Here is a 15,224-nt window from a genome sequence, read left to right on the forward strand (position 1 = left end):
CGCGATGTTCGGAGTGCTTTTTGAACAGGCGGCAGACGGCCAGCGCTATATCGACTGGCTTCTGTCGGGTCTCGGTTGGACCCTGGCTCTGGCCTTCTTCGGTTGGTGGATCGCCTTCGGCATCGGCGTGTTCGTCGGCGTGGGCCGCACAGTCCAGAATCGCTTCGTCTCGATTCCGGCCCGGCTCTACGTCGAGATATTCCGGAACATCCCTGTCCTGGTGCAGATGTTCCTCTGGTACTTCGTTTTCCCGGAGGTGGTGCCGGCCGCGCTCGGAAATGCCATCAAGCAGATGCCGCCGCCTTGGGCATCGTTCTTCCCGGCTCTCCTTTGCCTGGGGCTCTACACGGCGTCTCGGATAGCCGAGCAGGTCCGGGCCGGCATCGAAGCGCTTCCGAAGGGGCAGATCGAGGCCGCCAACGCTCTCGGCCTCAGCGGCTACCTTACCTATCGCTACGTCGTCGTGCCGCAGGCTCTGCGCCTGATCGTGCCGAGCCTCACCAGCGAGGTGATGGGTATATACAAGAACACCTCCGTCGCACTTACGATCGGCTTGATGGAGCTGACCGCACAGGCGCGCCAGATCAGCGAGGCGACGTTCCAGACATTCTCGGCATTCGGCGCGGCGACGATCATCTATCTTTGCCTGGCGCTGGTTGCGTATCAGATCATGACGCTCATCGACAAGGCCGTCAGGATTCCAGGCAGCGCCCCGGTGAAGTTCACTGCTGAACAGGATCTCGCCGCCGACATGCAGCAAGGCAGCGCTCTGCCTGGCGCCATGGAGACCGTGAAATGAATACCCTCGATTTCTCGATCGTCGCGCAGTCGTGGCCTTATCTCTGGTCGGGCCTGCTCTTCTCGCTTTCGCTCACGGCGGCCGCATTCGCCATCGGCATGGTCCTCGGAACCTGTCTTGCGCTGGTACAGCACTTCGAGGTCCCGGTGTTCGCCCAGATCGTCCGCGGCTACGTCGCGATCATCCGGTCGATCCCGTTGATCCTCGTTCTCTTCTGGTTCTTCTTCCTGGTGCCGATCGTGCTTGGGCACCTGAGCGGCAACGGCCGCCCGATTCCGATCGGGGCGACCTACACGGCGTTCATCACCTTTGGCTTGTTTGAAGCCGCCTACTACTCCGAGATCATCCGCGTCGGACTGCGGGCCGTGAACAAGGGGCAGTTCGAGGCCTGCCAGGCGCTCGCGCTGTCGACCTACGACACCTACCGCCATGTCGTTCTGCCGCAAGTCCTTCGCGTGGCGAGCCCGATCATCCTGAGCCAGACGATCATCCTGTTTCAGGACACGTCTCTCGTTTACGTGCTGTCGTTGACGGACCTTCTGGGCGCGGCTTCCAAGCTCGCACAGCTCAATGGACGTCTCGTCGAGATGTACCTCGTCGTCGCGGTGGCCTACCTCGCCATCAGCTCGGCGGCCTCCCAGTGCGTCGCCACCCTTCGCAAGCGATACGGCCTTGCCACGGCACGATGATCATCGGGATACCAAACGGCCTCGTATTCGGGAGACGAACATGCCTCAAGCGACTGTCAGCAATGCCACGCAGCCCAGTGCAATCGTCCTCGTCGAGAATGTGATGAAGCGATTCGGCGCATTCAATGCGCTGAACGACGTCAATCTCAGGGTCGGCAAGGGCGAGAAGATCGTGCTGTGCGGCCCCTCGGGCTCCGGCAAGTCGACGCTCATCCGGTGCATCAACCATATCGAGAAACACGACGGCGGCAGGATCGTCGTCGACGGTGTCGAATTGAGCAACCGCATGGCCGACATCAACAGCGTGCGCTGCGAGGTCGGGATGGTCTTTCAGAGCTTCAACCTCTTTCCGCACCTCACGGTCGCCGAGAACTGCATGCTGGCTCCGATCAAGGTTCGCGGCATCTCGCAAGCGGAAGCGCGCGATCGCGCACTCGGCTTGCTGCGGAAGGTCCGCATCCAGGATCAGGCGGACAAGTATCCCGCACAATTGTCGGGTGGCCAGCAGCAACGCGTCGCCATCGCGCGGGCGCTGTGCATGCAGCCCAAGATCATGCTGTTCGACGAACCGACGTCCGCTCTCGACCCCGAGATGGTCAAGGAAGTGCTGGACACCATGGTCGAGCTGGCGCGAGATGGAATGACGATGGTCTGCGTGACGCACGAGATGGGATTCGCCCGCGAGGTCGCCGATCGGGTCGTCTTCATGGATCGCGGAAGCATCGTGGAGGAAGCGGATCCGGAGACATTCTTCCGGGCTCCGCGCACGGAACGGGCGAAGGGCTTCCTGAACCAGATCATCCACTAGGATTCCGCTCGGCCGAGACCAAGCGCCGTCGGTGGCGGCAGCTGCTCGGCGCGTTCGTCCACGGTCCCCCGCTTCGAGACATATTGCCATTAGACTCCCCGCCGCAAACGTGGAGAATACCCCCGCACGTTACGCGCGCAGTGCACACCAAGATGCGCCAGGGGAAACAAAATGCCGGCTGCCTTCCCGTCCTCCCTACCCACCATCCCGACCGCTCCTTTGACCGCCCGGATGCGCGATGCGTTGCGCGCGATCGTCGGCGAGAAGGGCCTGATCGAGGACGAGCACGGCAAGCAGCCGTTCGTGACGGATTGGCGCGGATTGCTGGTTGGCGGCGCGGGCGCCGTCGTTCGTCCTGGCAGTACCGAGGAAGTTTCGAAAGTCGTCCGGCTTTGCCACGAGCACGGCGTCGCGATCGTGCCGCAGGGTGGCAACACCGGTCTGATGGGCGGGGCCACGCCCTGGCCGGCGCACACCGGCATCGTATTGTCACTCGGCCGCATGAACCGCGTGCTGGACGTCGATGCCGTCGGCTACGCGATGACCGTCGAGGCCGGCTGCGTTCTCCAGACGCTTCAGGAGACCGCAAGCCGTCACGACAGGTTCCTGCCGCTCAGCCTTGGCGCCCAGGGCTCATGCATGATCGGCGGCAATCTGTCGACGAACGCCGGCGGCGTGCAGGTGCTCCGCTATGGCAATGCCCGCAATCTCGTCTTGGGGCTCGAAGTCGTGCTGGCCAACGGGGACGTCTGGGACGGACTGCGTGCGCTCAAGAAGGACAATACGGGCTACGACCTCAAGCACCTCTTCATGGGCGCCGAGGGAACGCTGGGCATCATCACGAAGGCCGTCCTCAAGCTATGGCCCGCGCCGAAGGACATCTGCACAGCGTGGCTGGCGATCCACGATCCGCGCGCGGCGCTGGAGATCCTGTCCGAAGCCCATGCGGCATCAGGGGACAATGTCGGCTCCTGCGAGCTGATGAGCCGCAGCGCCATCGACATGGTGCTGCGCCATATTCCCGGCACCCAGGATCCTCTCAAGGCCGACACGCCATGGTACCTCCTGCTCGAATGGTCGTCCTCGCGGGCCCGGCAGGACGGGACCGAGGGCATGACCGAGAAGCTGGAGCAGTTTCTCGCTGATCAGCTCGAGGCCGGCCGCGTGCTCGACGCGGTGATCGCGCACACCGGAAATCAATCGCGCAACATGTGGCGCATCCGGGAAAGCGTCGCCGAGGCCTCCCGTGCCGAGGGGCCGGGACTGAGCTACGACGTGTCGGTGGCCATCTCCAGGATTCCCGGCTTCATCGACCAGGGGCTCAAGGCCGTGCTCGACATTCTCCCGACCATTCGCCCCTATCCTTTGGGGCACATCGGCGACGGCAATCTGCATTTCTCGTTCATGGGCCCCAAAGGCATGGATCAGCAGACGCTGACCCAATATTCGTCCGCCATCACGCGGGCCGTGAACGATCTCATCACTTCCATGGACGGCTCGATCTCGGCGGAGCACGGCATCGGCATCGACAAGCTCGACGAGCTCAGTCACTACCGCTCGAAGACCGAGCTCGACATCATGCGCACCATCAAGCGCGCGCTCGATCCGCAGAACATCATGAATCCAGGCAAGGTGCTGCGGCTGTGATCGACGCCGGATAGCCTCGTCTACAACGATGCCTGCCTTCGCGCGACCTCCACGCGAGCGCCGTAGTCGGACTGGCCAACGGAGAAGTGAAAAAGACTGAGAGCGTCTCCGGTCAGGACCGCGTCGCCGGACGTGAGATGATTGAGGCCAACCCAGCCATCGCGCATCCAGACCACCCCGGGCTTGACGTCGTCGGTGACGCAGGCCTTTGCCGCGAACTCGCCCCGCTGATTGTAAATCCTGATCGCATCCCCGTTGCTGAGTTGACGCGCCTCTGCATCCACCGGCGATATCCAGAGTTGCGGGGCGACATTGTGCTTTGCCAATGCCGGGAGAGCCTGGCCCCCGTCATAGAACGAATGAAAATGTGTCAGCGTCCTTCCGAAGCTCAGCGACAACGGATAGGGCGAAGCCTGGTCGCCGCCGTGCACCGGAAGCGGCGGAAGCCCGAGCCTTGCCGCCTGCGGCGAGCAGAATTCGATCTTCCCGGACGGTGAATCGAATTTCCGATCCGCATAGGCGACCGCGGGCACGTTAAGAGGCAAGAAGCCGCCGGCAGCGCGCAGCGACGCAACAGTCGCATGGCCGGTTGTCGTGTCATTCAAGATGACATCGATCACCTCTTCGATCGACGCCCACGGAAAGAAGTCAGCAAGCCCGAGGGAGTGTGCCAAAGAACTCAGGATTTCATAGATCGGGCGCGTCTCTCCCTCCCGCTCCAGTGCACGCTCCATCAGATAGAGGTGCGTGTTCGTCACCTTAAATCCCAATTCCTCGAGCCAGGCGGTTCCAGGCAGCAGCACATCGGCGAAACGCCGCGCCGTTTCATTCATGAACAGATCGACGCAAACGACCAGACCCGTCTTGTCGAGACCATGGGAGATTTCACCGGCGTCCGCGAAGGACGACAGCATGTTGGTCCCCAGCAGGAGCAAAACCTTGAGCTGCCCGTCGGACAAGGCCTTTGCGATGTCGGGCATTTGATTGGCAACATAATTGCCCGGCGCGCGCGCCACACCCGTATTCAGATTGCACATGGCCGCACTGTGGGCGCCATGACGTGGGCCGAGACCACCGCCTGCAACCCCAAAATTGCCGGTCAACGCCGGCAGACAGCTGATCGCACGCGCCGCGTGCCAGCCGTTGGCACTCTTGTGCATGGAGCTGCCGCCGAGAAGGATCATGGCTGGTCGCGTGGACGCGTACGCTCTGGCGAACGACGCAATCTGGCCTTCCTCAAGACCGGTCTCGGCTGCTGCCCAGGCCGGCGTGAAGGGCAGAACGTGAGACGACAATTCCGCGAAGCCGACGGTATGCGCTTCGATAAACTCAGAGTCGTAGAGCTTTTCAGTGACGATGACGTGCATGACGGCCAAAGCGAACACAGCGTCCGATCCAGGGCGGATCAGGAAAACTTCATCCGATTGAGCCGCCGCTTCCGTTCTCCTTACATCGATCGTGATGACTTTTGCCCCGCGACGCCGAGCCGCGACGATATGACGGGCGGTATTGGGCTGACTCGAAATGTTCGCGCCCCAAAGCACGATCATGTTCGAGTTCTCAGCCATATCCTCCTTGGTATTGACCTTGAGCGCGCCCGTCAGACCCACTCCAAAACCGCCAAGCCCCCAACAGACCATTGCAGGATGCCAGTTCTGGCATCCATACATATGCGCGAAACGCTGCATCAACTGCACCGTCACGGCACTGCCCACGGTGAAGCCGCCATGCCCCGCCCATAGACCCACCGCCTCGGGTCCAGCCGACCGCATCCGCTTCGCCATGAAATCCAGCGCCTCGTCCCAGCTTACGCGGCGCCAGATGTCGGTGCGGCGATCGTCGCGAATCTGGGGGTAGAGCAGTCGCTTCGGATTGCCGAAGATCTCGCTGGTCGCGCGCCCGCGAACGCAAAGAAACCCGGCACTGTCCGGATTATCCTTGTCTCCGCTCAGCGTCTTGAGCCGACCGCTCTCGACCTCAACCTGCATTCCGCAAAACGTCGGGTGGCAGTTCATCGGACACATGGTGCGGACGATCTTCGCATCGACAGCCGACATGAGCGAGCCCTCCCGGTCTCATTCCCGAGATGATCTTATCAGAGACGGGATAGGTCGGCAGCCCCAATGAGTTCCCCGTTCGCGCCGCTACGGCCGTATCGTCACGGGTTCATTCGCCGTTGTTATTCGACACGCCAGCGCTATTGTGCGCGGGCGGCGCAGCCGCGGCATTCATCCAATAATTCAGATTATGGGAGAATCGCATGAAATTCATTACAACCTGGAGTGTACCTCAAGGCACCTTCAATGCAGCCGTCAGCCGTTTTCTGGAAACCGGCGGAGCGCCACCCGAAGGCGTCAAGATGCTGGGCCGGTGGCATGGCATGAACGGACAGGGATTTGCGATCTCTGAATCGAGCGATCCAAAGGCGATGTATCGCTGGCTCGCACAGTGGGCTGACCTGCTCCCATTGACCGTCACACCCTGTCTGGAGGATGGCGACGCGGGCGAAGTGATGGCCTCGCTGCCCAAGCGCTAATCGTCAATCCTCATGTCGCTGCCGCCGAAGACCGGCGGCAGTGACATCCCCGGCAGGTCTAAAATGTCGATCTGTCCGGCCGAAGGCCGTGGCCGTTTCCGTGGCGGCTTACAACGAATGTGTTTGCGGGTATTTCGATAGGGCCGTCAGTGACGGCCGCGATTCCTTTAGCGCTCAGGTGGCGGGCGCGGAATCACCCATTGCTCGAGGCGATCGATTGATGCCTCCCGTTCATGCTGGCCCAGCCAAATCGTAAAGAGAACCAGCGCGGCGGCGAGAGCCCCGATGCCGAAATACAGGTTCCTCATGCGCGTTTGAATGCACCGCGCCGGAAATGGTTCCATCCATCACGACTTTCACCGCGCCGCTCCACGAGGAGCGAAGCGACGAACCAATCCAGACGGCCTCCGCGGGTAAAGTCTGGATTGCTTCGCGGAGCCCGTCATCGGGACTTCGCTTCGCGCGCCCCCGGTTGCTCGCCATGACCGCAACCTACGGCCTGATCGTCATGTTCTCCGGCGGCCCCGCCTTCCGCAGCGGCTCGGCCAGCCTTGCGAACTCGCACAGCAGCGACCGCGTCTTCCGGGGATCGATGATCTCCTCGACCCAGAATTTTTCGGCCGAGCGGAACGGCGATCGTAGCTTGTTCAGCCGTTCCTGGATCTCGTTGAGCTTGCCCGCCTTGTCCTCGGCCGCATCGATGTCGGCGCGGTAGGCGGCTTCGATTCCGCCTTCGAGCGGCAGCGAGCCCCAATAGGCTGACGGCCAGGCGTAGCGGATCGAGAAGCGGTCGGCCGGCTGATGCACCACGCCGGCGACCCCGAAGGCGTTGCGCAGGATCACGGTGCACCAGGGCACGGTGGTCTGGTTGACCGCGGCCATCGCGCGGACGCCGTGGCGGATGGTGGCCGCCTTCTCGGCATCGAGGCCGATCATGAAGCCCGGGCAGTCCATGAGATAGACGATCGGCAGGTGGAAGGTTTCGGCGAAGTCGACCCAGCGCACCACCTTCTGGCACGCATCCGCGGTCCACGAGCCGCCATAGTGAAAGCTGTCGCTCGCAAGCACCATCACCGCCCTGCCCTCGAGCCGGGCGAGACCGACGATGACAGGCTTGCCGAAATTCTTGGCGACCTCGAAGAACGAGCCCTTGTCGACGACCTGCTCGACGATCGGCCGCATCTTGTAGACCTGCTTGCGGCTGCGCGGCACCGCATTCATCCGCGCTTCTTCGGTGCGCTCCGGATTGTCGGTGCAGGGCAAGGTCGGCGGCAGCTCATAGACCGATGACGGCAGATAAGAGAGGAAACGTCGCGCGCAGGCGAACGCCTCTTCTTCCGTATCGACGGCGTGATCGACCGCGCCGGCGCGAGTCTGGATGTCGGCGCCGCCGAGCTCCTCCTTGGTGAGGTCCTGCCCCAGCGCCTTCACCACCGGTGGCCCCGCGACGAACATCGCGGACTTCCGGGTCATGATGGAATAGTGGCTGGCGGCAAGGCGTGCCGCGCCAAGGCCAGCGACCGAGCCGAGGCCGAGCGCGACGACCGGCACGCGCGACAAATTCTCCGTCGTGAAGCGATACCAGCGCGTGCCGCCAATGCCGCCCGGCAGATTGGCCGCGCCCTTGGTCTCGATGGTCTTGACCGAGCCGCCGCCGCCGGACCCCTCGATGATGCGGACGATGGGCAGGTGGAAATCATGCGCCATCTCCTCCGCCATCAACGGCTTTGCCGAGATCGACGCATCGGCCGAGCCGCCGCGCACGGTAAAATCGTCGCCGACGACCACCACGGTGCGGCCGTCGACACGCGCGCGGCCGAACACGCAGTTCGCCGGCGTCAATTTCTGCAGCTCGCCGCTGGAATCGTACTCACCGATTCCGGAGACGGCACCGATTTCGTGAAAGCTGCCTTGTCGATCAGCTTGTCGATACGCTCCCGAACAGTCAGTCGGCCCTGGTCATGCTGACGCTTGACCTTGTCAACGCCGCCCATCTCCCGCGCGAAGGCTTCGCGCCGGGCGAGCTCGTCGAGTTCCGGCTTCCAGTTCATTCACTCCCTCCGAATTGATCGGCTTGTTATTGTTGTGCACGGCCATTGCGACCGGTTTACGCGAGATACGGTTGTTGAAGACGTCGCCTTCCGCGCCCTCCATCAGGCTTCCGAGCGAGCGGCCGAGCGCGACCATCAACGGCGCGACTTCAGCATGCAGACGCTGCTCGTCATACATCGACGACAGCAGCCCGATCGTGATGACGACGAAGGTCTGGTATTGCGGCGACCAGATCGGCACCGCGAGGCCGTTGATGTGCGGGCTCCACAGGCCGCAGGCCGTGACATAACCGCGCTCGAGCAACGACTGCCTGTTGGCCTCGATGCGGGGCCGCAGGATCTTTGCAGCTTCGGGCGCTTCCCGTTCCATGTCTGTAATGAAGGCATCGCCGACTTCAGGCGCCAGCGCCGCGGTGTAGGCCGCGCCCGCGGCCGTCGAGGCCATCGAGATGCGGCTGCCGGTGCCCTCATGCAGGCCGAGCGCAGTCGCCGAGCGCGCGAACTGGAGATAGACCAGATGGAAGCGATCGGGGACGACGAAGCCGACAGTGCCAGGCAATTGCTCGGCGACTTCCTGCAGCCGCTGCCGGATCATGCTGCGCAGCTGCGCGCCCTTCATCATCGAGGCGCTCATCGCCACTGCGCTCGGACCGATGCGATATTTCTGGTCGCGCGGCAGGTAGACGAGTTGCCCCATCCGCGTCAGCGTGTGCGTGTGCGTGTGCGTGAGCCGCGACACCGTCGAGCGCGGCAGGCCGCAGCGATTTGAAATCTCGAGATTGCCGAGTCGGGCCTCATGGCCCTCGAAGCATCGCAACACGTCGAACGCGCGCGACACCACCTGGATGACATCACCCTCGCCGGCATCGCCAGCGAGCGCACCTTGCCTGCTTAACCGCTCCGATCGTCGTCCCATGTTCCCTACCGTTCGTTCCGCTCTGCGGAATTAAATTCCACTTGCAGACGACGCTACCTCAGGCATTTTGCAACGACAACAAAAAGGCGATGGCATGCCAGAAATTAAGATCGTCACGGAGGTCGCGGGTCGCATCTGCGCAACTCCCGTGCAAGTTGGAGGAACCGTTGCTGATGGCGATGACGTTGTAGTCGTCGAGGCCATGAAGATGGAGATACCTGTGCCCTCGCCTGCGAGCGGCACGATCACATCGCTGCTCGTCAAGCTCGACGATGTCGTCGCCGAAGGACAGGCGATCCCGATCGTCGCGAACTGACTGCATTATCCGTGGCTTCCGCGACAATCTGTCTGCCTCATCGCCGCGTTCGCGGTACGGCGTTGCCATCGCCTGATCGCGATGACATGATCTGCTTCAAACAAAAATCTGTTTCAAACAAAGAATGAAACTCTTCGCGGCAAACGCGAGGATCATTGGAGGGAAACATGCTTCGTGGGCTGACCATGCTCGCGCCTGCCTTGGTTGCGGGCATTTCTTTTGCGTCTACAAGCTATGCAATCGCCGAAGACATCAAGCTGCCGGCGACATTGACGTTCACCGCCTATGACACCGGCACCGCCGGCTTCAACATCGCGGTCGGCGTCGGCAAGATGATGAAGGACAAATACGGCACCGATGTGCGTGTGCTGCCCGCAGGCAACGACGTCGCGCGGCTTGCACCATTGCGCGCCAAGCGCGCGGCGTCATCGGCGATGGGATCTGGTACCTATTTCGCGCAGGAAGGCGTGTTCGAGTTCGGCTCGAAGGAATGGGGCCCGCAGCCGCTCCAGATCATGCTCTCGAGCGTCGATTGCATTGCGGTTCGCTTGGGGTCGCAGCCGATAGCGGCGTGAAAGATCTGAAAGACCTGAAAGGCAAGCGCGTCGGATTCGTGGTCGGCTCGCCCGCGCTGAACCAGAACTCGCTCGCGGTGCTCGCCTTCGCAGGCCTGACACAGAAGGACGTCAAGGTCGTCGAGTTCGCGAGCTACGGTGCGATGTGGAAAGGCCTGATCAACAACGACACCGACGCCGCCTTCGGCACCACCATCACCGGCCCCGCCAAGGAAGCCGAGACTTCGCCGCCCGGCCTGGTCTGGCCGCCGCTGCCCGCCAAGGACAAGGAAGGCTGGGCGCGGATGCAGAAGGTCGGCTCGTTCTTCTTCCCGCAGACCGCAACCTGCGGTGCCGGCATCACTCCGGACAAGCCGATCGAGCTCGGCAACTACCCCTATCCGATCTTCGTCGCCTATGCCTCGCAACCCGCCGACCAGGTCTATGCGATGACCAAGGCGATGACCGTCAACTACGACGCCTACAAGGACTCCGCGCCCGGCGCCGGCGGGCTCGCCGCCGACCGGCAGACCAAGAACTGGGTGGTGCCCGTGCATCCCGGCGCGGTGAAGGCCCTGAAAGAAGCCGGGCAATGGTCTGACGCTCAGGACGCCCACAACAACAAGCTGTTCAAGCGACAGGACGTGCTCGGCGCGGCGTGGGCGGATTACGGCAAGTCCAATCCGCCGTCGGACGAAAAGGCCTTCCTCGAGGGCTGGATGAAGGCGCGCGCCACGGCGCTGGCCAAGGCCGACATGCCGAACGGGTTTGACTGACCGTCAAGCTGCCTGCCGCAGAACTGTTTGAGGAGAGCGCCGATGTCAGAGACTGCGGCAGCGCCGGCGACGAAGGTTGAGTTCGCAGATCCGCATCTCGGCGCCGCCGCCGACCTGCAGGAAGCCGAGGTCACGCGTGTCCGTACGCTGAAGGGCGCGTGGCGCTGGGTGCTGATGGCGGCCACCGCGGCCACCATTCTGTTGTGTGTGAACCAGCAATTCTCGCTGCGGTTCTTCATCGACTACACCCAGCTCAACACCGAATATTTCTACCTGCTGATCGCGTTGATGCTCCCATTCACCTTCCTGATCTTTCCGGGATCGGAGAAGGCACCGCTCGACCGCATCCCCTGGTATGATCTGCTGCTGTTCGCGGCGACCTTCGGTTCGGCGATCTGGCTGATGCTCAACATCCGCAAGGCCGCGCAATTCGGCTGGGAGTTCGATGGCGCGCCTGGCAGCGTCATCGCCGCCGGACTCGTGATGTGGTTCGTGCTGATGGAGGCGCTGCGGCGCACCGGCGGCTGGAGCCTGCTGCTCAGCGTATTGCCCTTCACGCTCTATCCGCTGTTTGCGGACTCTTCCTGGCTCGGGCCGTTCCGCGGCACGCAGTCGACGCTGCAGCAGACCACGTCCTATCACATGCTCTCCGGTGAGAGCCTGCTCGGCATTCCCATCCAGGCCTTTGCCGACACCGTGATCGGCTTCCTCGTCTTTGGCACCGCGCTGATGATGACGGGCGCGGGCAAATTCTTCATCAACATCGCCTTCGCGATGTGCGGCACCTTCCGCGGCGGCGCGGCAAAAGTCTGTGTGTTCGCCTCCGGCCTGCTCGGCACCGTCGGCGGCAGCATCGTCTCCAATGTTCTGACCGCCGGAACGATGACGATCCCCGCGATGAAGAAGACGGGGTTCACGCCGTCCTATTCCGGCGCGATCGAGGCCTGCGCCTCGACCGGCGCCGTGCTCGCGCCGCCGGTGCTGGGCGCCACCGCCTTCGTGATGGCGCAGTTCATGAACACGGGCTATGCCGACGTCGCGCTCGCCGCCACCATCCCCTCGATCCTCTATTATGTCGGCCTGTTCGCGCAGGTCGACGCCTATGCCGCCCGCCACAAGCTGAAGGGCCTGCCGCGCGCCGAGCTGCCGCGCTTCTGGGACGCTTTCAAAGAGGGCTGGTATTATCTCTTCGTGATCGTCGTGCTCGTGGTGATGCTGCTCTACTTCAAGCGCGAGAGCCACGCGCCGTTCTATGCCTCCGTGCTGCTCGTGATCCTGCATCAATGGTCCGGGCCGGCGCGCTGGAAGCACGGCAATACGCTGGTGCTCGCCGGTTCGATCGCGGCAACGGCTGCGATGTTCTGGTTCGGCGTGCTCAACGCCGCGCTGTGGGGCATGTGCCTGCTGGCAGCACTGAACGAATTCTTCCCCGGCAAGAACTGGGGCGGCGCGCGCTGGCTGCATTTCCTCGAACTCAACGGCAAGACCTTCGTCGAGCTGATCGCCATCCTCGCCGGCTGTGGCCTGCTGATCGGCGCCTTCTCGCTCACCGGCGTGATCTCGAGCCTTGCTAACGACCTGCTCAGCATCGCCGGGGGCGATGCCTTCCTGCTGCTGATCATGTGCGCCATCACCAGCCTGATCCTCGGGCTCGGGCTGACCACGACCTCCTGCTACATCTTCCTGGCCATTCTGGTGGCGCCGGCGCTGGAGAAGCTCGGGCTGAACAAGATGGCCGTGCACATGTTCATCTTCTACTGGGGCATGCTCTCTTCGATCACGCCGCCGGTGGCGATCGCCTCCTTTGCGGCGGCCGGCATCGCCGGTGCGCCCGCGATGAAGACGGGCTGGGAGAGCATGTGGGTCGGCAGCATCATCTATTTCATCCCGTTCTTCTTCGTGCTCAATCCGGCGCTGCTGCTTCAGGGCAGCAACCCGTATCTGGAGGCATTCGGGCTGACCGGACTTGCCTGCTTCGGCATCGTCTTCATTTGCGGCGGCATCCAGGGCTACCAGGCTTTTGTCGGCGACCTTCGCGGCGCCGGCCTGATGGAGTGGCCTTTGCGGGTGCTGCTGGTGATCGGCGGCTTCGTCGTGGCCACCCCCGGCGGCGGGATCATGCCGCTGTCGCAGATGCAGGTCACGCTGCTGGGCCTCGCGATCCTCGTGCCCACGGTTTTGATCGCCCTGCTGCTGGTCCGGCGGCAGGCCGTGGTGCTGGACGGGTTGCGCGTGCCCTGATTGCGTTGCACAACAGGGGCGATGACATCACTCTCGCCTCTCGCCTCTCGCCTCCGCCTGGACCCGCTCTAAGCCGCCCTTGCTGCGGTTTCTGGGCAATTGTCTCAACGAATTCTCGGCCGAGACCTCCGGCGCCGTCGCCGACTACATCCCCGAGCTGAGCAAGGCCGACCCTGCCCATTTTGGCATCAGCCTCGCGACCCTGGACGGCCATGTCTACGAGGTCGGCGACAGCCGGGTGCCCTTCACCATCCAGTCGATGTCAAAGCCGTTCGTGTTCGCGCTGGCGCTGGACCTGCTGGGCGCCGGCCGCGTCGAGAGCGCGATCGGCGTCGAGCCCTCGGGCGATCCCTTCAACTCGATCCGGCTCAATTCCGACAACCATCCGTTCAACCCGATGGTCAATGCCGGCGCGATCGCCTGCACCGGGCTGATCTATGACAGCAAGGGCACGGAAGCCTTCGAGCAGATCCGGCTTGCGCTCAGCCGCTTTGCGGGGCGCGATCTCGCGGTGGACGAGGCCGTTTACAGCTCGGAGAGCCAGACCGGCGACCGCAACCGCGCCATCGGCTACCTCCTCAAGACCAATGCGGTGATCTCGGACAATGTTGCGGGCGTGCTCGACGTCTATTTCCGGCAATGCGCGGTGCTGGTCACGGCGCGCGACATCGCGGTGATGGCGGCGACGCTCGCCAATCGCGGCGTCAATCCGGTCACGGGCGAGCAGGTGCTGACGCCCTACGCGATCTCGCGCACGCTGTCGGTGATGACGTCGTCGGGGATGTACGACTATGCCGGCGAGTGGATCTACCGGATCGGCATCCCCGCCAAGAGCGGCGTCGGCGGCGGCATCCTGGCCGCACTCCCTGCCCGCCTCGGCCTCGGCAGCTATTCGCCGAAGCTCGACAAGCACGGCAACAGCGTGCGCGGCATCAAGGTCTGCGAGGCGCTGTCCTCGCATTACGACCTGCACATGCTCAACCGCAGCGACGACGCGCGCAACGCCGTCATCGCCGACTACGACATCGGCAAGAGCCCGTCGCGGCGCGTGCGCCGGCCGCAGGAGCGCGAGATTCTGGCCGGGCATGAGCAGGAAGTGCGGGTCATCGAGCTGGTCGGCACGCTGTCGCTGTCGGCGGTCGACTATGTCTCGCGCAGGCTGGCCGGACAGCCGCGGCCGCAAATCGTGATCTTCGATCTCCACCGCGTCACCTCCACTACTCGCGCCGGGGCGCGGCTCGTTGCCGAGGCGTTCGAGGAGCTGGCGGCGCTGAACGTGACCGTCGTACTGTCGGGGGTCAGGCGTGCGTCGAAGGAATGGGACAGCCTGCGGGAATGGACGGCGGAGCTAAAGAACGTCCGCGACTTCTATTTGCTCGACACCGCGATCGAATGGGCGGAAGACCAGATCGTCTACCGCTACGGCGGCTCGATCGATTTCCACGAGACCACCGAGCTTGCCGAACAGCCGCTGCTATCAGGCATGAGCGAGGAAGAGCTGACCGACCTCGCCTCGATCTGCACGATCCGGACCTTTCCATCCGGGGCAAAGATCATCACGACAGGCGACCCCGCCGATTTCCTGTTCTTCCTGCGCAGCGGCGCCGTGCATGTCACCCTGCCCGACGGCGTGCGGCTGGCGACGCTGACCGCCGGCATGGCCTTCGGCGAGATGGCGCTGCTGGAGCCGACGCGTTCGGCCGATGTTTACGCGGACATGGCAGCGACCGCATTCGAGGTGCCGCTGAAGGATTTCGAGCGCTTCCGCAAGCAGCACCCGCGCGCTTCCGAGCGCATCATGCGCAATCTGGCGCAGCTGCTCGCCGACCGCCTGATCGTCGCCAATGCCAAGGTCGACATTCTGACGTCGACGTGAGCGCGCTGATCCGGG

The 15,224-nt window shown here is 63.4% G+C and carries 10 protein-coding genes and 2 pseudogenes; 9 read left to right on the forward strand and 3 right to left on the reverse strand.

What is annotated here, in order from left to right:
• Window positions 1-4: 4 nt before the first annotated feature.
• The 4 genes from HAP41_RS28645 to HAP41_RS28660 all read left to right on the forward strand — a co-directional run bounded on the left by HAP41_RS28645 (window position 5) and on the right by HAP41_RS28660 (window position 3,943).
• Window positions 5-799: an amino acid ABC transporter permease gene (locus HAP41_RS28645; RefSeq protein ID WP_166095259.1), complete on the forward strand. Its 795-nt coding sequence runs from the start codon at window positions 5-7 to the stop codon at window positions 797-799.
• Complete coding sequence (locus HAP41_RS28650; protein ID WP_166095254.1) at window positions 796-1,488, forward strand: amino acid ABC transporter permease; 693 nt, start codon at window positions 796-798, stop codon at window positions 1,486-1,488. Before HAP41_RS28645 ends, HAP41_RS28650 begins: the two co-directional genes overlap by 4 nt.
• A gap of 40 nt (window positions 1,489-1,528) precedes the next feature.
• Window positions 1,529-2,296, forward strand: a complete 768-nt coding sequence (locus HAP41_RS28655) for an amino acid ABC transporter ATP-binding protein (RefSeq protein ID WP_166095239.1) — start codon at window positions 1,529-1,531, stop codon at window positions 2,294-2,296.
• Between the two features lie 171 nt (window positions 2,297-2,467).
• Window positions 2,468-3,943 (forward strand): FAD-binding oxidoreductase, encoded by a 1,476-nt coding sequence (locus tag HAP41_RS28660; RefSeq protein ID WP_166095234.1) that lies wholly within the window; start codon window positions 2,468-2,470, stop codon window positions 3,941-3,943.
• 20 nt (window positions 3,944-3,963) lie between these two features.
• Here the strand turns inward: HAP41_RS28660 and HAP41_RS28665 are convergent, their stop codons facing one another.
• The gene (locus HAP41_RS28665) at window positions 3,964-6,000 is read right to left on the reverse strand and encodes a molybdopterin-containing oxidoreductase family protein (RefSeq protein ID WP_166095229.1); all 2,037 of its coding nucleotides are present in this window, start codon (window positions 5,998-6,000) and stop codon (window positions 3,964-3,966) included.
• 203 nt (window positions 6,001-6,203) lie between these two features.
• Between HAP41_RS28665 and HAP41_RS28670 the strand changes: the two genes are divergently transcribed.
• Entirely contained in the window at window positions 6,204-6,479 is a 276-nt protein-coding gene (locus HAP41_RS28670) for a DUF3303 domain-containing protein (RefSeq protein ID WP_038941960.1), read from the forward strand.
• A 492-nt stretch (window positions 6,480-6,971) separates the two neighbouring features.
• Here the strand turns inward: HAP41_RS28670 and HAP41_RS28675 are convergent.
• Window positions 6,972-8,530: pseudogene (locus tag HAP41_RS28675) on the reverse strand (acyl-CoA carboxylase subunit beta).
• On the reverse strand, window positions 8,460-9,446 hold the full coding sequence (locus tag HAP41_RS28680) for an IclR family transcriptional regulator (protein WP_166095222.1): 987 nt from the start codon (window positions 9,444-9,446) through the stop codon (window positions 8,460-8,462). Before HAP41_RS28680 ends, HAP41_RS28675 begins: the two are co-directional and overlap by 71 nt.
• A 94-nt stretch (window positions 9,447-9,540) precedes the next feature.
• Between HAP41_RS28680 and HAP41_RS28685 the strand changes: the two genes are divergently transcribed.
• From HAP41_RS28685 to glsA, 4 genes and pseudogenes are all read left to right on the forward strand, one after another.
• Window positions 9,541-9,762 carry a biotin/lipoyl-containing protein gene (locus HAP41_RS28685; RefSeq protein ID WP_166095217.1) on the forward strand — a complete coding sequence of 74 codons (222 nt, stop codon included), beginning with the start codon at window positions 9,541-9,543 and terminating at the stop codon, window positions 9,760-9,762.
• Between the two features lie 167 nt (window positions 9,763-9,929).
• Window positions 9,930-11,092, forward strand: a pseudogene (locus HAP41_RS28690) (TAXI family TRAP transporter solute-binding subunit).
• A gap of 42 nt (window positions 11,093-11,134) precedes the next feature.
• Window positions 11,135-13,333, forward strand: coding sequence for a TRAP transporter permease (locus HAP41_RS28695; protein WP_175618069.1), 2,199 nt, complete (start codon window positions 11,135-11,137; stop codon window positions 13,331-13,333).
• Window positions 13,334-13,412: 79 nt separating this feature from the next.
• Window positions 13,413-15,209 (forward strand): glutaminase A, encoded by a 1,797-nt coding sequence (gene glsA, locus HAP41_RS28700; protein ID WP_166095209.1) that lies wholly within the window; start codon window positions 13,413-13,415, stop codon window positions 15,207-15,209.
• The last annotated feature ends 15 nt before the right edge of the window (window positions 15,210-15,224 follow it).

The sequence above is a fragment of the Bradyrhizobium barranii subsp. apii genome, assembly GCF_011516635.5.
Taxonomy (GTDB): domain Bacteria; phylum Pseudomonadota; class Alphaproteobacteria; order Rhizobiales; family Xanthobacteraceae; genus Bradyrhizobium; species Bradyrhizobium barranii.

Excerpts from the sequence above, each read along its gene's own strand:
- HAP41_RS28655 (WP_166095239.1), top strand. The coding sequence starts at position 1,529 with ATGCCTCAAGCGACTGTCAGCAATGCCACGCAGCCCAGTGCAATCGTC.
- HAP41_RS28645 (WP_166095259.1), top strand. The coding sequence starts at position 5 with ATGTTCGGAGTGCTTTTTGAACAGGCGGCAGACGGCCAGCGCTATATC.
- HAP41_RS28650 (WP_166095254.1), top strand. The coding sequence starts at position 796 with ATGAATACCCTCGATTTCTCGATCGTCGCGCAGTCGTGGCCTTATCTC.
- HAP41_RS28665 (WP_166095229.1), bottom strand. The coding sequence starts at position 6,000 with ATGTCGGCTGTCGATGCGAAGATCGTCCGCACCATGTGTCCGATGAAC.
- HAP41_RS28660 (WP_166095234.1), top strand. The coding sequence starts at position 2,468 with ATGCCGGCTGCCTTCCCGTCCTCCCTACCCACCATCCCGACCGCTCCT.
- HAP41_RS28670 (WP_038941960.1), top strand. The coding sequence starts at position 6,204 with ATGAAATTCATTACAACCTGGAGTGTACCTCAAGGCACCTTCAATGCA.
- HAP41_RS28685 (WP_166095217.1), top strand. The coding sequence starts at position 9,541 with ATGCCAGAAATTAAGATCGTCACGGAGGTCGCGGGTCGCATCTGCGCA.
- HAP41_RS28695 (WP_175618069.1), top strand. The coding sequence starts at position 11,135 with ATGTCAGAGACTGCGGCAGCGCCGGCGACGAAGGTTGAGTTCGCAGAT.
- HAP41_RS28680 (WP_166095222.1), bottom strand. The coding sequence starts at position 9,446 with ATGGGACGACGATCGGAGCGGTTAAGCAGGCAAGGTGCGCTCGCTGGC.